At 47.7% G+C, this 24007-nt stretch carries 16 protein-coding genes, 4 tRNA genes, 3 rRNA genes and 1 riboswitch; of the genes, 19 read left to right on the forward strand and 4 right to left on the reverse strand.

What is annotated here, in order from left to right; genetic code table 11:
* Positions 1 to 56 precede the first annotated feature (56 nt).
* Together AC6I8U_RS00075 and AC6I8U_RS00080 are read left to right on the forward strand one after the other, a co-directional pair.
* Positions 57 to 671, forward strand: a complete 615-nt coding sequence (locus tag AC6I8U_RS00075; RefSeq protein WP_498017400.1) for a c-type cytochrome — start codon at positions 57 to 59, stop codon at positions 669 to 671.
* Positions 668 to 1591 (forward strand): c-type cytochrome, encoded by a 924-nt coding sequence (locus tag AC6I8U_RS00080; protein ID WP_498017401.1) that lies wholly within the window; start codon positions 668 to 670, stop codon positions 1589 to 1591. Before AC6I8U_RS00075 ends, AC6I8U_RS00080 begins: the two co-directional genes overlap by 4 nt.
* A gap of 83 nt (positions 1592 to 1674) precedes the next feature.
* On the opposite strand, the gene acuI is transcribed toward AC6I8U_RS00080, so the two are convergent.
* The 3 genes from acuI to fadB form a co-directional block, all read right to left on the reverse strand.
* Positions 1675 to 2655, reverse strand: coding sequence for an acrylyl-CoA reductase (NADPH) (gene acuI, locus AC6I8U_RS00085; protein ID WP_128649930.1), 981 nt, complete (start codon positions 2653 to 2655; stop codon positions 1675 to 1677).
* Positions 2656 to 2815: 160 nt separating this feature from the next.
* The gene (gene fadA, locus AC6I8U_RS00090) at positions 2816 to 3979 is read right to left on the reverse strand and encodes an acetyl-CoA C-acyltransferase FadA (RefSeq protein ID WP_498017402.1); all 1164 of its coding nucleotides are present in this window, start codon (positions 3977 to 3979) and stop codon (positions 2816 to 2818) included.
* 26 nt (positions 3980 to 4005) lie between these two features.
* A complete protein-coding gene (gene fadB, locus AC6I8U_RS00095) occupies positions 4006 to 6174 on the reverse strand; it encodes a fatty acid oxidation complex subunit alpha FadB (protein WP_498017403.1) in 2169 nt (722 codons plus the stop codon).
* 219 nt (positions 6175 to 6393) lie between these two features.
* Here fadB and AC6I8U_RS00100 point away from each other — a divergent pair, with 219 nt between their 5' ends.
* The 17 genes from AC6I8U_RS00100 (at position 6394) to thiH (ending at position 22095) form a co-directional block, all read left to right on the forward strand.
* On the forward strand, positions 6394 to 7017 hold the full coding sequence (locus AC6I8U_RS00100; protein ID WP_234494908.1) for a YigZ family protein: 624 nt from the start codon (positions 6394 to 6396) through the stop codon (positions 7015 to 7017).
* A 31-nt stretch (positions 7018 to 7048) separates the two neighbouring features.
* Complete coding sequence (locus AC6I8U_RS00105) at positions 7049 to 8506, forward strand: TrkH family potassium uptake protein (protein WP_112460744.1); 1458 nt, start codon at positions 7049 to 7051, stop codon at positions 8504 to 8506.
* A gap of 46 nt (positions 8507 to 8552) precedes the next feature.
* A complete protein-coding gene (gene hemG / locus AC6I8U_RS00110; RefSeq protein WP_498017404.1) occupies positions 8553 to 9080 on the forward strand; it encodes a menaquinone-dependent protoporphyrinogen IX dehydrogenase in 528 nt (175 codons plus the stop codon).
* A 465-nt stretch (positions 9081 to 9545) separates the two neighbouring features.
* Positions 9546 to 11097 (forward strand): 16S ribosomal RNA (locus AC6I8U_RS00115).
* 89 nt (positions 11098 to 11186) lie between these two features.
* Positions 11187 to 11262: transfer RNA gene (locus tag AC6I8U_RS00120), tRNA-Glu, on the forward strand.
* 2 nt (positions 11263 to 11264) lie between these two features.
* Positions 11265 to 11340, forward strand: a tRNA-Lys gene (locus AC6I8U_RS00125).
* A 34-nt stretch (positions 11341 to 11374) separates the two neighbouring features.
* A tRNA-Val gene (locus AC6I8U_RS00130) sits at positions 11375 to 11450 on the forward strand.
* A gap of 318 nt (positions 11451 to 11768) precedes the next feature.
* Positions 11769 to 14655, forward strand: a 23S ribosomal RNA gene (locus tag AC6I8U_RS00135).
* Positions 14656 to 14759: 104 nt separating this feature from the next.
* Positions 14760 to 14875 (forward strand): 5S ribosomal RNA (gene rrf, locus AC6I8U_RS00140).
* Together the 16S, 23S and 5S rRNA genes with 4 tRNA genes alongside form the textbook arrangement of a ribosomal RNA operon.
* Positions 14876 to 14931: 56 nt before the next feature.
* Positions 14932 to 15008: transfer RNA gene (locus AC6I8U_RS00145), tRNA-Asp, on the forward strand.
* 370 nt (positions 15009 to 15378) lie between these two features.
* A complete protein-coding gene (gene crcB, locus AC6I8U_RS00150) occupies positions 15379 to 15762 on the forward strand; it encodes a fluoride efflux transporter CrcB (protein WP_234494910.1) in 384 nt (127 codons plus the stop codon).
* Between the two features lie 57 nt (positions 15763 to 15819).
* A riboswitch (TPP riboswitch) is annotated at positions 15820 to 15919 on the forward strand.
* A 113-nt stretch (positions 15920 to 16032) separates the two neighbouring features.
* Positions 16033 to 17955: a phosphomethylpyrimidine synthase ThiC gene (gene thiC, locus AC6I8U_RS00155; protein WP_498017405.1), complete on the forward strand. Its 1923-nt coding sequence runs from the start codon at positions 16033 to 16035 to the stop codon at positions 17953 to 17955.
* 31 nt (positions 17956 to 17986) lie between these two features.
* Positions 17987 to 19216 carry a thiamine phosphate synthase gene (locus AC6I8U_RS00160; RefSeq protein WP_498017406.1) on the forward strand — a complete coding sequence of 410 codons (1230 nt, stop codon included), beginning with the start codon at positions 17987 to 17989 and terminating at the stop codon, positions 19214 to 19216.
* Positions 19209 to 19976 (forward strand): HesA/MoeB/ThiF family protein, encoded by a 768-nt coding sequence (locus AC6I8U_RS00165; RefSeq protein WP_498017407.1) that lies wholly within the window; start codon positions 19209 to 19211, stop codon positions 19974 to 19976. Before AC6I8U_RS00160 ends, AC6I8U_RS00165 begins: the two co-directional genes overlap by 8 nt.
* A 20-nt stretch (positions 19977 to 19996) precedes the next feature.
* Entirely contained in the window at positions 19997 to 20200 is a 204-nt protein-coding gene (thiS, locus tag AC6I8U_RS00170; RefSeq protein WP_498017408.1) for a sulfur carrier protein ThiS, read from the forward strand.
* 3 nt (positions 20201 to 20203) lie between these two features.
* Positions 20204 to 20971, forward strand: a complete 768-nt coding sequence (locus tag AC6I8U_RS00175) for a thiazole synthase (RefSeq protein WP_498017409.1) — start codon at positions 20204 to 20206, stop codon at positions 20969 to 20971.
* Between the two features lie 11 nt (positions 20972 to 20982).
* Positions 20983 to 22095 carry a 2-iminoacetate synthase ThiH gene (gene thiH, locus AC6I8U_RS00180; RefSeq protein ID WP_498017410.1) on the forward strand — a complete coding sequence of 371 codons (1113 nt, stop codon included), beginning with the start codon at positions 20983 to 20985 and terminating at the stop codon, positions 22093 to 22095.
* A gap of 79 nt (positions 22096 to 22174) precedes the next feature.
* Here thiH and AC6I8U_RS00185 read toward each other — a convergent pair whose 3' ends face one another.
* Positions 22175 to 23962, reverse strand: a complete 1788-nt coding sequence (locus tag AC6I8U_RS00185) for an aminopeptidase P family protein (RefSeq protein WP_498017411.1) — start codon at positions 23960 to 23962, stop codon at positions 22175 to 22177.
* Positions 23963 to 24007: the final 45 nt, after the last annotated feature.

Below are 24007 nucleotides of genomic sequence, written 5' to 3' on the forward strand. Positions count from 1 at the left end.
TGCCTTAGTCACGCTCTGTTCTAGTGTTACTAGAAACAATAGCAAAGGATTGAGCAATGAACGTGACACGGAAAGCCCTTGTCTTTGCAGCTTTAACCCTTCCCTGCAGTGTATTCGCAGAGACCAATGTAATGGAAGCTTGCATTGACTGTCACGGTGCCGATGGCGTCGGACGTGAAAACACCATTCCTAACCTTCGAGGTCAACCGAAAGCTTACTTGGAAGCACAAGTCCTCGCCTTTAAATCAGGTCAGCGACACAGCACGTTTATGGATCCCGTTGTGCATAATGCGGCTGATGAAGAGTTGATCAAAGCAGCTGACTTTTATGCTTCGATAGCTGTGTCAACACCAGAGACACTTCAGTGGCGAGGTGACAAGTGGCCCGCTGATATGCCGTTAGGAGAACGTATTGCTTACAGTGGGAAGTGGAATGACAAGGTTCCCGCTTGTGTATCGTGTCATGGTCCCAACGGAGTTGGCGTTGCACCCAGTTTTCCGATGTTAATGGGGCAAAACAAAGATTATCTGGTTAATCAGCTCAAAGCATGGAAAAGCGATCAGCGCCCCCCAGGTGTGTTGGGTTCGATGGTGACGATTGCCAAGGGTTTAACCGATGAAGAAATAGAGGCGGTTGCAAGCTACTTTGCATCACAAGGAGGCGCGCAATGAACAGGATAACCATCTTGAGTTTAGTATTGTTTGCCACCCCCGCTGTTTTTGCCGATGCCTATCTAGACAGGGAACCCATAGAACCTGGACGTGCCCTTGCTGAAGGGGAACAGCACCATCAAGTGACTCATTGGGAGACGTTACCTGAGGGTGAGATGGGAGAGTCAGTAAAGCGCGGCTACTCATTATTCATGAACACCCAGCAGATGCGAGCTTCAGGGAAAGTAAATAATGGAATGAACTGCACTAACTGTCACCTAGGCGGTGGTAGCGTCGCAGATGCTGCGCCCATGTGGGCGGCGTTTGTCTCTTATCCTGCTTATCGATCTAAGAACAAGCGCGTCAATACCTTTCAAGATCGGCTACAAGGGTGTTTCCTTTATTCTATGAATGCAGAAGGTGGAAAGCCACCTGAGGTGACTAGTCAAGAAATCCTGGATTTGAATGCTTATTCCTATTGGTTGTCGTTTGGAGTGACCGTTGATAATAATCTGCCGGGACGAGGTTTTGGACATATCTCTGAGCCAGAGCTTGCTCCCGACTATGAACGTGGGCAGCAGGCATATCAGGAGAACTGTGCTGTGTGCCACAGTGAGGATGGTCAAGGCAGAAAAGTCGCTGATCGCTACGTTTTTCCTCCGCTATGGGGACCCGATAGCTTTAACTGGGGAGCGGGCATGCACAAGGTAAACACCGCTGCTGCCTTTATCAAACATAATATGCCGCTTGGGCAAGGAGGGTCACTCTCCGATCAGCAGGCATGGGACATTGCGCTGTTTATGGACAGTCACGAAAGACCTCAGGATCCAAGGTATGATGGGGATATTAGTCAAACCCAAAAAAGTTATCATGGCGACAATAGCCAATATGGTGAACCAAGTCCTGTCGATGAGCACCTACTTGGTACAAAGGCTTACTAACCTTTAGTGCTATCGATTGATATGTTCAAAACGAAAAAAGGCTCTCGCAATGAGAGCCTTTTCTATGATTAGGTTATCGTTAATTAGATTTTGATAGTCACACGACCCGTAACAGCACCGTTAGTGATGTCTTCCGCCGCTTGAATCGCATCTTCTAGTGCTACGGTTTTGCTTGCCTGTGCGTAGTATGACTCAGGAAGTAGCGTTGCTAGCTGTTCCCAAGCTTTGATGCGTTTTTCGCGTGGACACATTACTGAGTCAACACCTTGCAGACGCACGTTGCGCAGGATAAATGGCATTACTGTAGTTGGTAAATCAAAGCCACCCGCTAAACCACATGCTGCGACAACACCGTTGTAGTTTACTTGCGCAAGCACTTTAGCAAGCATGTTGCTACCCACAGTATCGACAGCGGCAGCCCAGAATTGACGCTCAAGTGGTTTCGCTGGCTCTTCCAGTTCGCTGCGCTCAACAATGCGTGATGCACCGAGTGATTTTAGTAGTTCGCCGTTCGCTGAAGCGCGGCCTGTTACTGCCGCCACTTTATAACCTAGTTGGTTAAGCAGCGTAACCGACACACTACCCACACCGCCACTTGCGCCTGTGACCAGTACTTCGCCGTCTTCTGGTTTTACGCCTGCATCAACAATGGCTTGTACACATAGCATCGCAGTAAAACCTGCAGTACCGATAGCCATCACTTTTTCTGCATCGAGACCTGCTGGCATTGGCACTAGCCAGTCACCGTTTAGGCTCGCTTTCTCAGCCATGCCACCCCAGTGATTCTCACCGACCCCCCAGCCAGTGAGAACCACTTCGTCGCCTTCCTTGTAACGAGGGTCGTCTGATTGCGACACTACGCCAGAAAGATCGATACCCGGTACCATTGGGAAATTGCGGATGATTTTACCTTTACCGGTAATCGCCAACCCATCTTTGTAGTTCAAAGATGAATATTTTACATCTATTTTTACATTACCTTCTGGAAGCTGTGACTCGTCTACCTGAGAAATAGTAGCGATTGTTTTTTTGTCTTCTTGGTTAAGTAACAGTGCTTTGAACATGGTGTTCTCCAATGAGTTGACGTGTTATCTGCTGCAAAGTGTAGGTGAGAAATTCGAAAAAAAACAATGAAACTTCAACATTAGATGTATGCATTACATGCATAAATAAAAACAGCCCCGAAAACGGAGCTGTTTGCGTTGAAGAGCCGTAATGAGAGGGCTACGGTCTTTCAAAGATGGTTGCGATACCTTGACCCAAACCAATACACATAGTGGCAAGACCGATCTTGGCGTCTTTGTTTTCCATGATATTGATAAGCGTAGTTGAGATACGAGAGCCCGAGCAGCCGAGTGGGTGACCGAGTGCGATAGCACCGCCATTCAGGTTAACCTTCTCGTCGACCACATCCAGTAGGCCAAGATCTTTGGCACATGGCAGTGATTGAGCCGCAAATGCTTCGTTTAGCTCAACAATGTCGATGTCGTCCATCGTTAGGCCTGCACGTTTAAGCGCTTTTTGCGTGGCTGGTACCGGGCCGTAACCCATAATCGATGGATCGCAGCCTGCAATGGCCATAGAGCGGATCTTCGCGCGAATGGTTAAACCAAGCTCATTGGCTTTCTCTTCGCTCATGATTAGCATGGCAGACGCACCATCCGATAGGGCTGATGATGTACCTGCGGTTACCGTGCCATTTGCAGGGTCAAAGACTGGACGAAGCTTAGACAGCCCTTCAACATTGGTTTCTGGACGAATCACTTCATCGTAATCGAGGGTAAACAGTGAACCATCTTCAGCATGACCTTCGGTCGGCAAGATCTCGTTCTTGAATCGACCTTCAACGGTCGCCGCTTGCGCTCGCTGGTGGCTTCGCGCTGCAAACTCATCTTGTTGCTCACGGCTGATGCCATGTAATTTACCCAGCATTTCGGCGGTGAGACCCATCATGCCCGCTGCTTTCGCGACGTTTTTAGAAAGTTGAGGGTGGAAGTCCACACCGTGCGTCATAGGAACGTGTCCCATGTGCTCAACACCACCAATTAGGCAGATCTCAGCATCGCCAACCATGATTGAGCGCGCCGCGTCATGCAACGCCTGCATAGATGAGCCACACAGGCGGTTTACCGTGACCGCACCAATCTCAATCGGTAGCCCTGCCAGTAGCGCTGCGTTACGAGCAACGTTAAAACCTTGCTCTAGGGTTTGCTGTACACAGCCCCAGTAGATATCTTCAATCTCTTCTGGCTTCACTTGTGGGTTGCGAGCCAAGATACCTTTCATTAGATGTGCCGATAAGTCTTCAGCACGCTGATGTCTAAATGCACCACCCTTGGAACGACCCATAGGTGTACGAAGACAATCAACAACGACAACATTTTTCATTTTGATATTCCTCATCCAGTCGGTGGTTACAGTGAGCTAGCTTGTTGCACGTCATAGAAGCGCTTGCCAGAGCTTGCCATATCGACCAGCGACTGAGGCACCTTGTACATTGCACCTAGCGATTCATATTGCTTCGCCATCACAACGTAGTTATCGATACCGATACTGTCTAGATAGCGGAACACACCACCTCTAAATGGAGGGAAGCCTAGGCCATAGACCAGCGCCATGTCTGCTTCTTGTGGTGTTGCAATGATGCCCTCTTCCAAACACAGTACGACTTCGTTGATCATTGGAATCATCATGCGTTGAATAATGGTGTCATCATTGAATGATTGTGCAGGCTTGCTGACTGACTCAAGCAGTGAGTTGATGTCTTCGCTTGGTGCTTTCTTAGGACGACCGCGCTTGTCCGTGGTGTAAGCATAGAAACCCGAGCCATTCTTCTGACCATAGCGAGTGTTTTCAAATAGCACATCAATGGAATCACGCTGATCTTTTGCCATGCGCTCAGGGAAGCCTTCCGCCATCACCGCTTGTGCATGGTGCGCGGTATCAATGCCCACCACATCAAGTAGGTAAGCAGGGCCCATCGGCCAGCCAAACTTGCGCTCCATGATTTTGTCGATTTGAATGAAGTCCGCGCCATCCGCCAGAAGCTGACTAAAGCCACCAAAGTATGGGAATAGAACACGGTTAACAAAGAACCCTGGGCAGTCGTTGACAACGATAGGAGATTTACCCATCTTCGCAGCGTAAGCAACAACGCGGTTGATGGTTTCTTCCGAGGTGTGCTCACCGCGAATGATTTCGACCAATGGCATGCGGTGTGCTGGGTTAAAGAAGTGCATACCACAGAAGTTTTCTGGGCGTTTTAGAGACTTCGCAAGAACATTGATAGGAATGGTTGAGGTGTTAGAGGCGATGACGGTGTTTTCGCCCACCATCTCTTCGACTTCACTCAGCACTGCGGCTTTGATTTTTGGATTCTCTACCACCGCTTCCACAATCACATCGCTTTGCTCAATACCGGCGTAATGTAGGCTCGGGGTAATAGAAGCCAGCACGCCAGCCATCTTAAATCCGTCGATACGTCCACGTTGTAAACGCTTGTTGAGCAGTTTAGAGGCTTCGGTCATACCTAGCTCAAGAGAGGCTTGAGCGATGTCTTTCATGATGACAGGTACACCTTTTAGCGCAGATTGGTAAGCGATACCGCCACCCATAATACCTGCGCCAAGTACGGCTGCACGCTCAGTCTCTTTACCTGACTTAGCGGCTTTCTTAGCAAGACCTTTGATGTACTGATCATTAAGGAAGATGCCAACCAATGCGTTAGCGACATCTGAGCCAGCAAGGTTGATGAAGTAGTTTGCTTCGATATCAAGCGCCTCATCACGACCAAATTGTGCTGCCTCTTCAATCGTTTTGACTGCGGCCATTGGCGCTGGGTAGTGAGGACCAGCTTTTTGTGCCACTAAACTTTTCGCCATAGTGAAGCTCATCATGGATTCAAGTTTGCTAAGAGTCAGTGGTGATACTTTTGCTTGGCGGCGCGCTTTCCAGTCAATTTTTTCGTTGATGGCAAGCTCGATGGTGTTCAGAGCAGAGTCATACAGTGCTTCGGTCTCGACGATGGCGTCGATAAGACCAACTTTCAATGCCTCATTGGCTCGGCAGGCTTTACCTTGCGTGATGATTTCCATGGCACTGTCAGCGCCAATCAATCTTGGTAGGCGAACGGTACCGCCAAAACCCGGCATAATACCCAGTTTTGTTTCTGGTAGACCGATGCTGGTGGTCTTGTCACCAATTCTAAAGTCCGTCGCCAATACGCACTCACAGCCACCGCCTAGGGTGTGGCCTTTTAGTGCAGATAGCGTTGGGACTGGCAAGTCTTCCAGCTTATTGAAAATGTTGTTGGCGAACCCTAACCATTCCTTGAGTTCAGCTTTTGGCTTGGCAAACAAACCAAGGAACTCAGTGATGTCAGCACCCACAATAAAGGCACTTTTATCCGTCGTTAGGATAAGTCCTTTAAGGTCGCTCCATGAAGCAAGCGCATCGAGGGCTTTGTCTAAAGATTCGAGAGTAGCCAGATCAAGTTTATTGACCGACTGGGGAGAGCTAAAGCACAGTTCGGCGATGCCGCTGCGTACTTCCTTTACCTGTAGAGTTTCAGATTGGTAAATCATTGTCATTCTCCGTGACAGACAATCCGTGATTGTGTGAAAGCGGTTGTTATAGTTTTACTTCTGGTTAGACCAGTTATTTAAGTGTGTACCGCATCGAATTTAATTTCAATACATTTTTTAAACAACTGTTTAACATTATGACCAGTGTCCAATCTTGGAGTCAATTGCTATTGCTCGTGCTAGAATACCCCTTTTAGGCGACAAACCTCGTAAAAGCCAATGAACTCAACTGCATACTTGATACCTGAGCACCCAGTTCTTTTTGAAGAAGAGATCAAAAAGAGCGTGTTCATCACGCAAATCGCTCATACGCCGAGTATTGAGTTGGCGAAAGCATTTGTTGATCAAGTGAAGAAACAGCACAGTAGTGCCCGACATAATTGTTGGGGCTTTGTGGCGGGACGTCCTGAAAATTCGATGATGTGGGGCTTTAGTGATGACGGTGAGCCGTCTGGCACCGCAGGCAAGCCTATCTTGGCGCAGCTTAGTGGTTCTGGTATTGGAGAGCTCACTGCCGTGGTCACGCGTTATTCTGGTGGTATCAAGCTTGGAACGGGCGGTTTGGTGAAGGCTTATGGTGGCGGTGTACAACAAGCACTTAAGCTGATTCAAACAATCGAAAAAAAAATCACCACACAATTACGTCTAGAGTTAGACTATGCATTCGTGTCTATAGCTCAAGCCGAGCTGAGTCGTTTCGAAGCGGTTGAGGTCGAGTCGCACTACACCGACAAGGTCATTCTTATTGTTGAGTTAGAAGTGAACCATGTTGATGCACTGACGCAGAGTATCATTAATAAAAGCGGAGCCAAGGCAATGGTCTCCCCAGTAGAAAACAACTAGGACGTAACGAAGCACCGCTTCATCAACTCATATGCAATTTCGATCCATAATTCGCATTGTTGGACTGCTACTCGCTCTGTTTAGCGTTTCAATGCTCGCCCCCGCTTTAGTCGCACTGATTTATCGAGATGGTGCGGGTGTGCCTTTTGTGACCACTTTTTTCGTCCTACTTGTTTGCGGCGGGTTTTTCTGGTTTCCAAATCGTCGTCATAAACACGAGCTCAAAGCCAGAGACGGCTTCCTTATTGTTGTACTGTTTTGGACCGTAATCGGCAGTGCGGGTGCACTGCCATTTTTGATTTCTGATTATCCGAATGTCTCTGTCACAGATGCCTTCTTTGAATCCTTCTCGGCACTGACGACGACAGGAGCGACGGTCATCGTTGGCTTAGATGAACTTCCTAAAGCGATTTTGTTCTATCGCCAGTTACTCCAATGGTTTGGTGGCATGGGTATCATCGTACTCGCGGTGGCTATTCTACCGGTACTTGGCATCGGTGGGATGCAGCTCTATCGAGCAGAGATCCCTGGACCGGTTAAAGACAGTAAGATGACGCCACGTATCGCAGAGACAGCAAAAGCGCTTTGGTACATCTATCTGAGTTTGACCATTGCCTGTGCAGCGGCGTTTTGGGTGGCAGGCATGACCCCTTTTGATGCCATTGCCCATAGTTTCTCGACGATTGCGATTGGCGGTTTCTCGACTCATGATGCCAGTATGGGTTATTTTAATAGCCCTGCTATCAACATGATTACGGTTGTATTCTTGCTGATATCTGCGTGTAACTATTCTTTGCACTTTGCGGCCTTTGCCTCTGGTGGCGTGCATCCTAAATATTATTGGAAAGATCCCGAGTTTAGAGCCTTCATCTTTATTCAGGTGGTTCTGTTTTTGGTCTGCTTCCTTATCTTACTTGAGCATCACTCCTACAATTCCATGTACGACGCGTTCGATCAGGCTCTATTCCAGTCAGTATCGATATCGACGACGGCCGGCTTTACGACAACGGGCTTCTCTGAGTGGCCACTGTTCTTGCCGGTACTCCTGCTGTTCTCATCTTTTATTGGTGGCTGTGCAGGCTCAACGGGTGGTGGCATGAAGGTCATACGTATTCTTCTGCTGACACTGCAAGGTGCCCGTGAAATGAAGCGCTTGGTTCACCCAAGAGCGGTCTATACCATCAAAGTCGGCGGAACAGCACTATCACAGCGCGTTGTCGATGCCGTTTGGGGGTTCTTCTCTGCTTATGCACTGGTGTTTGTGGTGTGTATGTTGGCGCTTATCGCAACGGGTATGGATGAGCTGAGTGCGTTCTCTGCCGTAGCGGCGACACTGAATAACCTGGGTCCAGGTCTTGGTGAGGTGGCTCTTCACTTTGGTGATGTGAACGACAAGGCGAAATGGGTACTGATCGTGTCGATGCTATTTGGGCGATTGGAAGTGTTCACTCTTCTTATACTACTAACGCCAGCATTCTGGCGAAGCTAATTCATCAATACCAATTAACTAATAGATGGCAGCGAAGGAAATCATCGTGGAAAAAGTTCTCTATCTCTATTCTTCTCGCGAAGGACAAACAAAGAAAATCATTGGACGTATCGCTGAGCAGCTTGGTCACAATGATGCTGCCACTATTAACCTGCATGAAAACCCAGATGTAAATCTGAGTGACTATGACAAAGTACTCATTGGTGCCTCGATTCGTTATGGTCATCTTAATAAGAAGCTGTATCAGTTTATTGAAGCAAACCAACAACAACTGAGTGGAATGAAGGCGGCGTTCTTCTGCGTGAACCTGACGGCAAGAAAAGAAGACCAAGGTAAGGATACGCCAGAAGGCAGTGCCTACATAAAGACGTTTCTTAAAAAGTCACCTTGGCAACCGACGCTGATCGGGGTTTTTGCTGGTGCCCTCTATTATCCTCGTTATAATTCGTTTGATCGCTTTATGATTAAGTTAATTATGACCATGACGGGCGGTGAAACGGATACTACCAAGGAAGTTGAGTATACCAATTGGGATAAAGTGGGGCTGTTTGCAGAGAAATTTGCTCAGCTATAGAGAGAAAACGTTGGTTTTTACGCCGTTTTGACTCGTTTTTAAGCGAACGATAAAAAAAAACGAAAAACTTTAAAAAAAGGGTTGCCAACTTTAATCCGATCTCTATAATGCCCCCTCGCTGACACGGGAAAGGACAACGAAATCCCCAACGAGTCAGAAGGTCACAAGCTTCTAAGAAGCTTAGCAAAATAAGTTGAAAAAAGTGGTTGACACGAAAACTTATCTCGCTAAAATGGCCGTCCGTTTCAAGGGAAGCTTTGAAACAAGCTCTTTAACAATATAAACCTATCAATCTGTGTGGGCACTCGTTGATGATAATCAAATTAGATATTTCTCTTAATAAAGAGCGGTATCAAATTAGGTTTCAATGAAACGAAGTGACCATTGAATCGAAAGATTCAGCACAGTCAATTCAAACATTACTTTTATGTAATGTTCAGTATTCATTGAGCCGAACAAAATCTTAAATTGAAGAGTTTGATCATGGCTCAGATTGAACGCTGGCGGCAGGCCTAACACATGCAAGTCGAGCGGAAACGAGTTAACTGAACCTTCGGGGGACGTTAACGGCGTCGAGCGGCGGACGGGTGAGTAATGCCTGGGAAATTGCCCTGATGTGGGGGATAACCATTGGAAACGATGGCTAATACCGCATAATAGCTTCGGCTCAAAGAGGGGGACCTTCGGGCCTCTCGCGTCAGGATATGCCCAGGTGGGATTAGCTAGTTGGTGAGGTAATGGCTCACCAAGGCGACGATCCCTAGCTGGTCTGAGAGGATGATCAGCCACACTGGAACTGAGACACGGTCCAGACTCCTACGGGAGGCAGCAGTGGGGAATATTGCACAATGGGCGCAAGCCTGATGCAGCCATGCCGCGTGTGTGAAGAAGGCCTTCGGGTTGTAAAGCACTTTCAGCAGTGAGGAAGGTAGTGTCGTTAATAGCGGCATTATTTGACGTTAGCTGCAGAAGAAGCACCGGCTAACTCCGTGCCAGCAGCCGCGGTAATACGGAGGGTGCGAGCGTTAATCGGAATTACTGGGCGTAAAGCGCATGCAGGTGGTTAGTTAAGTCAGATGTGAAAGCCCGGGGCTCAACCTCGGAACTGCATTTGAAACTGGCTGACTAGAGTACTGTAGAGGGGGGTAGAATTTCAGGTGTAGCGGTGAAATGCGTAGAGATCTGAAGGAATACCGGTGGCGAAGGCGGCCCCCTGGACAGATACTGACACTCAGATGCGAAAGCGTGGGGAGCAAACAGGATTAGATACCCTGGTAGTCCACGCCGTAAACGATGTCTACTTGGAGGTTGTGGCCTTGAGCCGTGGCTTTCGGAGCTAACGCGTTAAGTAGACCGCCTGGGGAGTACGGTCGCAAGATTAAAACTCAAATGAATTGACGGGGGCCCGCACAAGCGGTGGAGCATGTGGTTTAATTCGATGCAACGCGAAGAACCTTACCTACTCTTGACATCCTCAGAAGAGACTGGAGACAGTCTTGTGCCTTCGGGAACTGAGAGACAGGTGCTGCATGGCTGTCGTCAGCTCGTGTTGTGAAATGTTGGGTTAAGTCCCGCAACGAGCGCAACCCTTATCCTTGTTTGCCAGCACTTCGGGTGGGAACTCCAGGGAGACTGCCGGTGATAAACCGGAGGAAGGTGGGGACGACGTCAAGTCATCATGGCCCTTACGAGTAGGGCTACACACGTGCTACAATGGCGCATACAGAGGGCGGCCAACTTGCGAAAGTGAGCGAATCCCAAAAAGTGCGTCGTAGTCCGGATTGGAGTCTGCAACTCGACTCCATGAAGTCGGAATCGCTAGTAATCGTGGATCAGAATGCCACGGTGAATACGTTCCCGGGCCTTGTACACACCGCCCGTCACACCATGGGAGTGGGCTGCAAAAGAAGTGGGTAGTTTAACCTTCGGGAGGACGCTCACCACTTTGTGGTTCATGACTGGGGTGAAGTCGTAACAAGGTAGCCCTAGGGGAACCTGGGGCTGGATCACCTCCTTATACGAAAGATTATTGCGATGAGTGTTCACACAGATTGATGGTTTATGATGTAAAGAGATAATGTAAGTGCCCAACACTTACAACTTAGTGTCCCGTTCGTCTAGAGGCCTAGGACACCGCCCTTTCACGGCGGTAACAGGGGTTCGACTCCCCTACGGGATACCATTGGGTCGTTAGCTCAGTTGGTAGAGCAGTTGACTTTTAATCAATTGGTCGCAGGTTCGAATCCTGCACGACCCACCATTTCCTTCCACGGGAAATGTAAAAAACTAAATGTGGGCGATTAGCTCAGTTGGGAGAGCACCTCCCTTACAAGGAGGGGGTCACTGGTTCGAGCCCGGTATCGCCCACCACTCTCTAAGAATTTTTGGATTAAGAATTTCCAAACCACTTCAGTAAAGCGTACGTGGTTGGAATTTTTGACGCCGCAAGGCACTGAGAATCTTTAGAAAGTGCAATTAGTTTGCATAGCTCTTTAACAATTTGGAAAGCTGACAGATAACAATTTGATTGATTGTTATCTATTAAAAGTTCTCAAATCCTAATCGAAAGATTAGGTACCAACACACATTCAAGTGTTCTTGGAATTTGAGTCCGGCAAAATCGAGTCTGCACATGTATAAAAATGCAGACAACTTTGGTTACGTAACAAAGACCCTTTGGGGTTGTATGGTTAAGTGACTAAGCGTACACGGTGGATGCCTTGGCAGTCAGAGGCGATGAAAGGCGTAATAACTTGCGATAAGCTCAGATTAGGTAGTAATAACCTGTGAGTCTGAGATTCCTGAATGGGGAAACCCACCTGCATAAGTAGGTATCGCTGAGTGAATACATAGCTCAGCGAGGCGAACCGGGGGAACTGAAACATCTAAGTACCCCGAGGAAGAGAAATCAACCGAGATTCCGAAAGTAGCGGCGAGCGAAATTGGATTAGCCCTTAAGCTTTTAATGAGACAGGTGAAGGCTCTGGAAAGTGCCGCGATACAGGGTGATAGCCCCGTAACCGACATCTCATCATCAGTGAAATCGAGTAGGGCGGGACACGTGATATCCTGTCTGAATATGGGGGACCATCCTCCAAGGCTAAATACTACTGACTGACCGATAGTGAACCAGTACCGTGAGGGAAAGGCGAAAAGAACCCCTGTGAGGGGAGTGAAATAGAACCTGAAACCGTGTACGTACAAGCAGTAGGAGCACCTTCGTGGTGTGACTGCGTACCTTTTGTATAATGGGTCAGCGACTTATATTCAGTGGCAAGGTTAACCGTTTAGGGGAGCCGTAGGGAAACCGAGTCTTAACTGGGCGTTCAGTCTCTGGATATAGACCCGAAACCAGGTGATCTAGCCATGGGCAGGTTGAAGGTTGAGTAACATCAACTGGAGGACCGAACCGACTAATGTTGAAAAATTAGCGGATGACTTGTGGCTAGGGGGTGAAAGGCCAATCAAACCTGGAGATAGCTGGTTCTCCCCGAAATCTATTTAGGTAGAGCCTCGGACGAATACTACTGGGGGGTAGAGCACTGTTAAGGCTAGGGGGTCATCCCGACTTACCAACCCTTTGCAAACTCCGAATACCAGTAAGTACTATCCGGGAGACACACGGCGGGTGCTAACGTCCGTCGTGGAGAGGGAAACAACCCAGACCGCCAGCTAAGGTCCCAAATTATAGCTAAGTGGGAAACGATGTGGGAAGGCTTAGACAGCTAGGATGTTGGCTTAGAAGCAGCCATCATTTAAAGAAAGCGTAATAGCTCACTAGTCGAGTCGGCCTGCGCGGAAGATGTAACGGGGCTAAGCTATAAACCGAAGCTGCGGCAATGTCTTTGACATTGGGTAGGGGAGCGTTCTGTAAGCCGTTGAAGGTGAACTGTAAGGTTTGCTGGAGGTATCAGAAGTGCGAATGCTGACATGAGTAACGATAAAGGGGGTGAAAAACCTCCTCGCCGGAAGACCAAGGGTTCCTGTCCAACGTTAATCGGGGCAGGGTGAGTCGACCCCTAAGGCGAGGCCGAAAGGCGTAGTCGATGGGAAACGGGTTAATATTCCCGTACTTCTTACAATTGCGATGGGGGGACGGAGAAGGCTAGGTGGGCCTGGCGACGGTTGTCCAGGTTCAAGTGCGTAGGCTTGAGAGTTAGGTAAATCCGGCTCTCTTTAAGGCTGAGACACGATGTCGAGCTACTACGGTAGTGAAGTCATTGATGCCATGCTTCCAGGAAAAGCCTCTAAGCTTCAGATTGTAAGGAATCGTACCCCAAACCGACACAGGTGGTCGGGTAGAGAATACCAAGGCGCTTGAGAGAACTCGGGTGAAGGAACTAGGCAAAATGGTACCGTAACTTCGGGAGAAGGTACGCTCCTCGCGGTGAAGTCCCTTGCGGATGGAGCTATGGGGAGTCGCAGATACCAGGTGGCTGCAACTGTTTATTAAAAACACAGCACTGTGCAAAATCGTAAGATGACGTATACGGTGTGACGCCTGCCCGGTGCCGGAAGGTTAATTGATGGGGTTAGACTTAGGTCGAAGCTCTTGATCGAAGCCCCGGTAAACGGCGGCCGTAACTATAACGGTCCTAAGGTAGCGAAATTCCTTGTCGGGTAAGTTCCGACCTGCACGAATGGCGTAATGATGGCCACGCTGTCTCCACCCGAGACTCAGTGAAATTGAAATCGCTGTGAAGATGCAGTGTACCCGCGGCTAGACGGAAAGACCCCGTGAACCTTTACTACAGCTTGGCACTGAACATTGACCCTACATGTGTAGGATAGGTGGGAGGCTTTGAAACTAGTACGCCAGTATTAGTGGAGCCGTCCTTGAAATACCACCCTTGTAGTGTTGATGTTCTAACTTGGTCCCCTAATCGGGGATGAGGACAGTGCCTGGTGGGTAGTTTGACTGGGGCGGTCTCCTCCCAAAGAGTAACGGAGGAGCACGAAGGTGGGCTAATCACGGTTGGACATCGTGAGGTTAGTGCAATGGCATAAGCCCGCTTGACTGCGAGAATGACAATTCGAGCAGGTGCGAAAGCAGGTCATAGTGATCCGGTGGTTCTGAATGGAAGGGCCATCGCTCAACGGATAAAAGGTACTCCGGGGATAACAGGCTGATACCGCCCAAGAGTTCATATCGACGGCGGTGTTTGGCACCTCGATGTCGGCTCATCACATCCTGGGGCTGAAGTCGGTCCCAAGGGTATGGCTGTTCGCCATTTAAAGTGGTACGCGAGCTGGGTTTAGAACGTCGTGAGACAGTTCGGTCCCTATCTGCCGTGGGCGTTGGAAGATTGAAGGGGGCTGCTCCTAGTACGAGAGGACCGGAGTGGACGAACCTCTGGTGTTCGGGTTGTGATGCCAATCGCATTGCCCGGTAGCTAAGTTCGGAATCGATAACCGCTGAAAGCATCTAAGCGGGAAGCGAGCCCTGAGATGAGTCTTCCCTGGCACTTTAAGTGTCCTAAAGGGTTGTTCGAGACTAGAACGTTGATAGGCAGGGTGTGTAAGCGTTGTGAGGCGTTGAGCTAACCTGTACTAATTGCCCGTGAGGCTTAACCATACAACACCCAAAGGGTTTTGATGGACTCAAAGCAAGAACTTTGAATGTGTATGAGAACACGCTCTTAATATAAGAGAAAACAGCTTTCCGAATTAAAGAATTTGCTTGGCGACCATAGCGTTGTGGACCCACCTGACTCCATGCCGAACTCAGAAGTGAAACGCAATAGCGCCGATGGTAGTGTGGGGCTTCCCCATGTGAGAGTAGGACATCGCCAGGCTTTGAACAATATCTGTTTAAAGCACGATTGAGATAAGACTTTAAATAGACCACTGCGGAGTGGTAGTTCAGTTGGTTAGAATACCGGCCTGTCACGCCGGGGGTCGCGGGTTCGAGTCCCGTCCACTCCGCCACTTATTAGAAAACCCGATGCGAAAGCGTCGGGTTTTTTATTATCTATAGTTTGGTAGCTTCCCTTTCACGGCAGTCGAGTCCCGGTTGGATGCAACCCTAGACTGGGCGTCTCCGCCACTTATCAAGAAGCCTCGTTTAACGACGAGGTTTTTTTGCATTTGTAATTCTTTAATTATCTCGTACTGTATTCATCTGTAGCAATCAAACCACACTCAGTGCAAACGTTACTCCTGTAACTTTTGAATTTTTGGTAGGGTTCAGCCCACTACATCATCAAAATTTATCCTTAGTTTCCTAGATCTTCACTCGAATTTATAGAGTGTTCGTATATTATTACTCCCATCAGTAAGTTTTTTAAAAAGAGTGGTTATGGGACAGCTTTCAATTTTAGGCTTTATAGCAATCGGTGGGGCATTTGGCGCTTGCAGTCGCTATTTGATTTCTGAGCTTTGTGTGATGATCCTAGGGCGTGGTTTCCCTTATGGTACGTTAACCGTGAATGTTGTCGGTTCGTTTATCATGGGGCTGTTGATAGCGGCTTTTGAGGCAGAGGTGTTTGCTCCAGAGCCATGGCGTCAGATCATTGGTCTAGGCTTTTTAGGCGCATTGACGACATTCTCTACCTTTTCGATGGACAATGTATTACTAATGCAGCAAGGCGCATTTTTGAAGATGGGACTAAACGTGCTCCTTAACGTTGTGTTAAGTATCTCAGCCTGTTGGATAGGTTTTCAAATTTTAACCAAAAGTTAGTCAAAAACCACTCAACGGTTATTGAATGTTCGGAATCTTTTCTTCTATAATCGTTGCCAGTACTTGTCGGAGTGCCCTCTGGGCTGAGACCGTTAATTCGGGATCCGTTGAACCTGATCTGGTTAATACCAGCGAAGGGAACAAGAGAATAAAAGTAACTTCACCTCTTTTATTATCAAATAGCTCGCGCTATTGCAGTTGATACCTCTTGTATTCACACATCCGTCAAGCATTTATCTTTTATAACTATATGATATATAAGGAAATGCTATGTCGACACGTAAGCAAAATAGACTGGACGCAAAGAACTTCATCGATACGTTATCGGTGACGCCCTATCCAAACTCAGAGAAAACCTATATTCAAGGTAGCCGCAGCGATCTGCAGGTACCGATGCGTAAGATCTCTCTTTCCGATAGTCTAATTGGTGGCAATCAAGATAACCCAGTATACGAGCCTAACGAGCCTATACACGTGTATGACACCTCTGGCCTATACACAGACCCTCAACATAACATCGACCTCTACAATGGGCTCCCAAAGCTCAGGGAGCAATGGATAGAAGAACGCCTAGATACGGAAGTACTAGACGGTGTGACTTCTGAGTTCGCCAAGGAGCGTTTAGCTGATGAAGCCTTGGACGAGCTTCGTTACGGTCAATTGCCTCGCATTAGACGTGCTACCGATGGAGCATGCGTTACTCAGCTTCACTACGCTCGTAAAGGCATTATTACTCCTGAGATGGAGTACATTGCCATCCGCGAGAACATGGGACGTCAAGAGCTTAAAGACGAAATGCTCACTCAGCAACATCCCGGACAACACTTCGGCGCTAACCTACCAAAAGAAATTACGCCTGAGTTTGTGCGTAAAGAGGTTGCTGAAGGGCGTGCCATTATACCGTCAAACATCAATCACCCTGAGTCTGAGCCAATGATCATTGGTCGAAACTTTTTAGTAAAGGTTAACGCCAATATCGGTAATTCATCGGTCACGTCATCGATTGAAGAAGAAGTAGAAAAATTGGTGTGGGGTACGCGCTGGGGTGCCGATACCGTGATGGATTTGTCTACCGGACGAAATATTCACGAGACTCGAGAATGGATCCTTCGAAATAGTCCAGTACCGATCGGTACCGTTCCTATGTATCAAGCCTTAGAAAAGGTAAATGGTGTAGCTGAGAATCTTACATGGGAAGTGATGCGAGACACACTGATAGAGCAAGCGGAGCAGGGGGTTGATTACTTTACGATCCACGCAGGTTTGCTTCTACATCATATCCCATTAACCGCAAAGCGTGTGACAGGCATTGTAAGCCGAGGTGGTTCTATTATCGCTAAGTGGTGTCTTGCGCATCATGAAGAGAGCTTTCTCTACTCTAACTTCAAAGAGATCTGTGAGATTTGTGCACGCTATGACGTTGCGTTATCTCTAGGCGATGGGCTGCGCCCCGGTTCGATAGCCGATGCTAACGATGAGGCTCAGTTTGCTGAGCTTAGAACGCTTGGCAAACTGACTAAGATAGCGTGGGAGCACGATGTTCAGGTAATCATTGAAGGCCCAGGCCATGTGCCAATGCATATGATTAAAGAGAACATGGAAGAGCAGCTTGAACATTGCCACGAAGCGCCTTTCTATACTCTAGGTCCATTAACTACAGATATTGCACCTGGCTATGACCACATTACCTCAGGTATCGGTGCTGCAATGATTGGTTGGTATGGCTGCGCTATGTTGTGTTATGTGACACCCAAAGAGCATCTTGGCCTGCCCAATAAAGAAGATGTGAAGACAGGTCTTATCACTTACAAACTTGCCGCACACGCTGCTGATCTGGCAAAGGGTCATCCGGGCGCTCAGATCCGTGATAATGCATTGTCAAAGGCAAGATTTGAGTTCCGCTGGGAAGATCAATTCAACCTCGCTCTTGACCCAGATACAGCACGCCAATTCCATGACGAAACCTTGCCTCAAGAATCTGGGAAAGTTGCCCACTTCTGTTCCATGTGTGGTCCTAAATTCTGCTCAATGAAAATCTCTCAAGAGGTTCGCGAGTATGCAAAAGACTATCAATCCAATGAGAATATTGAGGTCAAATTGATCGATGATCCCCTTGAAGGAATGCGTCAAAAATCTCAGGAGTTTAGGGCGACGGGTGCCGAACTTTACCACCCAGCTGTCACCGAAGAATAACTCTACCAACTAGAAGACTAAGGAGCTTCCGTTGAAACTTTTATTGCCCTCTATTTATGCGCCTTTACATTCTCATATAGAGGATGTACTTCAACTTGCAAGTAAGGTTGGCTTTGCTGTCGAGTCTATCGAGCTTTCTATCTCAGACCAATGCGAGGTAGTGACGATTGTTAATGGAAATGAAGTCAGTACGATTTCTAACGACAGTCATAGTAACGAACATTTCGCGAAGTGCGACTATCGAGTTCGCTATTCACATGATTTAGATGAAACAGAGTTATCGAGTAACCTTGCATCGCTTGAATTTGGCGATGTCTACATCGATGTCACTAGCGGTGATAAGTACGCGGATGTTTGGTCGTGTAGAGAAGGCACAATAAAGGCTTCAGCGGACGCCAATAAGGTCATAGACAAGGATATTCATTTTGCTTGGTTTGTTGTCTGCTTAGCTCTGGATTTTCCTCTTGAGGATACGATGATGCTCGCAAGAGCAGGGAGTGTTTCACGTGAAACATGGCCAGCTCAGCTCGAGCAGTTTTCAGTACCCGTTATTGAAAACCATCACCTTGGCATTCGTGTTGGCTGGGCCGTTGATGCGTCCAACCAAGCTTTCCCTAAAGTGAGTAAGCAAAAGTTAGGTCTCTATCCAGTGGTTGATAGCATTGAATGGATAGAGCGTCTGTTAAAGCTAGGTGTCAAAACGATTCAGCTTCGAATCAAGCAACCTGATACACCTAACCTTGAACAACAAATAGAACAAGCTATAAGACTTGGTGAGAAGCATGATGCACAAGTCTTTATTAATGACTATTGGCAGTTGGCACTAAAGCATGGTGCGTATGGTGTTCACTTAGGGCAAGAAGACATCGAAGTTGCGGACCTAAAACAGCTCGCTGAGCAAGGTATTGCGTTAGGGCTATCGACGCATGGCTACTACGAACTGTTGCGCATTATCCAGATTAATCCGAGCTACGTTGCTTTGGGCCACATTTTCCCAACAACGACGAAACAGATGCCTTCGAGACCCCAAGGCTTAGTTAGGTTGGCCTTATATCAAAAGCTCATCGATTCGATTCCTTACGGTGATGTAATCGGCTATCCGACGGTCGCTATTGGTGGGATCGATCTTAAAACAGCGAAACCCGTTTGGGACTGTGGTGTTACGAGTCTAGCGGTTGTACGAGCAATTACCTTATCCGACAACGTACCGGCGGTACTTGATAACTTTGCAACGATTATGAGTGAGCGAACACATGATTAACGATGCTCAGTTTAAGCAGTATTTGAGACAACTCAGCTTGACGAATGTGGGTGAAGCAGGACAAGCAGATATTGTGAACTCTCATGTTTTGATCATTGGTTGCGGTGGTCTTGGAACTGCCGCGAGTATCTATCTAGCTGGAGCTGGGATCGGTCGAATAGTGCTAGCAGATGATGATGTCATTGAAACCTCCAATCTACCTAGACAAGTTACTTATGGCTACGCAGATGTCGGTGTGTCCAAGGTAGCGTGTTTGGCTAAAAGTCTCACCAACCAAAACGCGAATATTAGCGTCAGAGCGATTAATAAGAGGCTTGAGGCTAGCCAGTTAGCGTTAGAGATATCGCTTGCAGATGTGGTTGTGGACTGTAGCGACAACATCACTACACGCCAGGCTGTTAACCAGTACTGCCGTCAACACAATACCGATTTAGTGACTGCTGCAGCAATTGGATGGAATGGGCAACTGGGCGTATTCCCTTTTTCATCCAACCTAGATGTACCGTGTTATCGCTGCCTGTATCCATTTGACGAGATAAAAGGGACGTCAAAATGCTCTGAATCGGCGGTAATGGGTCCTGTGGTTGGGATGATGGGGGTCTATCAAGCGTTGGAGACACTAAAGCTGATCCTAGCCGTTCATCGTGATAGCCAAGATAAACAGATGCCAGATTTGAGACTATTCGACGGACTCAACGGTAGTTGGCAATCATTGAGAATTAACAAAGACACTGAATGCAGTGTGTGCGGCAACAAGTAAAAAGAAGTAAGAGAGCAGAGATGATTCAGTTAAAAGTAAATAATTCCATCCATCAGATGTCGCAAGAAACTAACCTAGCTAACTTGCTTGCAGAGCTAGATATTGAAGCGCTAGGTTGTGCGATTGCTGTCGACGATCAGATCGTTCCTAAATCGGAGTGGCTTACATTCACTGTTAAAGAAAACATGTCCATCAATATTTTTCAAGCGATAGCAGGGGGCTAACTGATGCTGAAGATTGCAGATAAAACCTTTAACTCAAGACTTTTTACCGGTACCGGTAAATTCGCTGATCAGTCGCTGATGATGAAGTCTATCGTGGAGAGCGGTTCAGAATTGGCGACGATGGCGCTTAAGCGGGTTGATCTCGACGGTCAAGATGATGACATCTTGCGTCCTCTAATCAGTAATAATGTCAACTTGCTTCCCAATACCTCAGGTGCAAAAAACGCAAAGGATGCAATATTTGCAGCTCACCTAGCGAGAGAAGCATTGGGTACTAACTGGTTAAAATTGGAAATACACCCTGACCCGAAATACTTATTACCTGATCCAATTGAAACATTAAAGGCGGCGGAGCAGTTGGTAAAGGATGGCTTTATTGTTTTACCTTACTGTCACTCTGATCCGACGCTTTGTAAACATCTAGAGGAAGTAGGCTGTGCTGCTGTGATGCCATTAGGTGCTCCAATTGGAAGCAATAAAGGCATAGTCAGTAAAGACTTCTTAGAGATCATTATCGAGCAAGCGAATGTGCCTGTTGTCGTCGACGCTGGAATTGGTGCGCCTTCTCATGCAGCACTTGCCATGGAGATGGGGGCCGATGCGGTCTTGGTTAACACAGCAATAGCCGCTGCTGCTGACCCAGTCTCGATGGCTCGTGCATTTAAGTTAGCAGTAGAATCAGGTCTCATCGCTTATGAAAGTGGATTGGCTGGTACGGTGAATCACGCTGTTGCGTCTAGTCCGCTTACTGCATTCCTTGATTCGATGTAGGAGAGAGCACCATGAGCTTTGTTGAAGAACATGCTAAGTATGACTGGGATGATGTTAGGTTGTCTATCTATGGCAAAACAGCGGGCGATGTGCAAAGAGCTTTGTCTAAATCTCGTCTTGATCTAGAAGATTTCAAGGCATTGATTAGTCCTGCAGCCGAGCCTTTTCTAGAGCAAATGGCGCAGCGTTCCTTCGCTCTAACTCGTAAGCGTTTCGGTCATACTATGTCTATGTACATTCCCTTGTACTTATCCAACCTGTGTGCCAACGCGTGTACTTACTGCGGTTTTTCCATGGAAAACCGTATTAAACGTAAAACACTATCGAAGCAGGAAATAGCACTCGAATGTGACGTTATTAAACAAATGGGCTTCGACAATATCCTTTTGGTGACAGGTGAGCACGAGAATAAGGTGGGAATGAAGTACTTTAACGAAGTCATTCCAGAGATCAAAAGACACTTTAGCTATCTCGCGATGGAAGTGCAGCCTCTCGATAGAGAAGATTACGCGACATTAAAGCAACATGGCTTAGATGCGGTGATGGTTTATCAAGAGACCTATCACAGACGTACCTATGCAGAGCATCATCTGCGTGGTAACAAGATGGATTTTGATTACCGACTGGATACGCCGGACCGTCTTGCGCAGGCTGGTATTGATAAAATTGGAATCGGTTCTCTGATAGGACTCGAAGAGTGGCGCACCGACTGTTTTTACGTCGCGGCACACCTTCAGTATCTTGAGAGTCGTTATTGGAAAACGCGTTACTCGATCTCGTTCCCAAGGCTTAGACCTTGCGAGGGAGCACTGCAACCTAAGTCGGTGATGACAGACAAGCAGCTGGTTCAGTTAATCTGCGCTTATCGATTATTCAATAACGAGGTTGAGTTGTCACTGTCGACTCGTGAATCAGCCACGTTTAGAGACCATGTTTATCCTCTCGGTATTACCAGTATTAGCGCAGCATCTAAAACACAACCAGGCGGCTACGCTAACGACGAAGAAGAGCTAGAGCAGTTTGCCATTAGTGATGAGCGAAGTGCAGAGCTTGTTGCGGCCTCTGTTAAAAGGGCAGGTATGGAACCGGTTTGGAAGGATTGGCACCAGTCTTACTCTGGATAGTAACTCTTACATGTTTCACGTGAAACAACGAAAAAAGGCGCTGTAAACCAGCGCCTTTTCTTTATCTAACGGATTAATCTTAGAGTGCCTTACAAGCTTCCTCTAGCCACACCAGAGCTTCCCCCTCGACTAATGGAGAGACGTCGCTCCAGACTTTTTGATGATACTGATTCAACCAAGCCTTTTCGCCTTCGGTGAGCAGTTCTGTCACGATATTGCGTTTGTCGATTGGGCAGCGAGTCAACGCTTCAAAACCGTACATTACGCTATCACCATTTGTTGCCTTTTCGACAACAAGCTCAAGGTTCTCTATACGGATACCGAACTCATCTGCACGATAGTAACCCGGCTCATTTGACAACACCATGCCAGGAACCAGGGGAGTATTGTTGACAGCCTTGGCTATGCGCTGTGGTCCTTCATGAACACTCAGGAAATGACCCACACCATGACCTGTACCATGGTCGTAGTCGAAGCCATTTGCCCACAAATGCTGGCGAGCTAATACATCTAACTGGTGACCACAAGTTCCTCTCGGGAAGAGTGCAGATGCGAGACTGATATGACCCTTTAGTACCAGTGTAAACTGACGCTTCATTTCGTCACTAGGCGTACCGATTGCGATGGTGCGAGTAATATCTGTCGTGCCGTCTAGGTACTGACCACCTGAGTCTACAAGGTACAAGGTATCTTGAATGATTGGGCCTGGTACTTCCTGGTTCTCATGATTGTAATGGCACATAGCAGCATTACCAGCTGAGGCCGAAATGGTATCAAAGCTGAGGTCGACAAGGCTTGCATCTGCGCGGCGGAAGGTTTCTAGCTTGTCAGCAAGTACAGCTTCGTCATACAGATTACCAGCTGCAACTTCTGCATCAAGCCAGCAGAGGAAGTTGGTCATCGCAGCACCATCACGAATGTGGCTCTGTTTCATGCCTTCAACTTCTACAGAATTCTTGGCGGCCTTTGGCATCAAACATGGATCGGCGATTTCCAGCAGCAATGCACCGTATTGCTCTAATTTGAGCTTGAACCAAGCGTTACTTGTCGCTGGGTCCAACGTGACTTTTTTGGCTTCTAGAGTTTTAAGGACACTCTCTAAAGTTTCAGGGAGGCAAACTTCTACGCCTTGCCCAACGTGAGAATTGAAGGCTTCACGGTCTTCGATTCTAAATGGGTCGATGAAGAACTGCGTTTTACCATCGGAGTACAGGATGGCATGGGAAAGCAAAACAGGTAGGCGTGAAACGTCGAGACCACGAATGTTGAGCATCCAACAAATAGAGTCTAGCTCAGTAATTATGGCGGCATCGGCACCAGACTTGCTCAGTGACTCTGCAAGCGTCTTACGCTTCTGTTCACTGCTTTGACCAACCTTGTCTAAAGGCATCAAACGAACGTTACTTAGCAGAGCGTCAGGGCGGTCGCTCCAGAATAGATCAATCGGGTTTTCATCAACAGCAACGAGCTCGTACTTACCTGCAAGCTGCTCAATTGCGCCTTGATACCAACTCCCTCTATGCATGCGTGGATCAACGGCAATGCGAGCACCAAGCTCAACTGACTCCATAGTCCATGTTAGTGGTGGTTGTTCAATAAGGTGGCAGTAGTCAAAAGTACCTGCTGGAACTTGCTTGCGAACTTGTACCGTATAGCGACCATCAACAAAAATAGCGGCTGATTGGCGAGTGATAACCGCTGCACCTGCTGACCCAGTGAACTGCGTTAGCCAGTGAAGTCGCTCGTTGTGAGCTGGGACATACTCGCCCAAGTACTCGTCTTCATGGGCAACAATAAACGCATCCAAGTTATTGTCGGTGAGCCAAGATTGAATCTGTTCAACTCGGCGAGAAATCTGTTCCTGCATCTGTAGTTCCTTTGTCTCGGCGAAGCGTGTCACCTTACTATTATT

It is taken from the genome of Vibrio sp. KUL80, assembly GCF_059725495.1.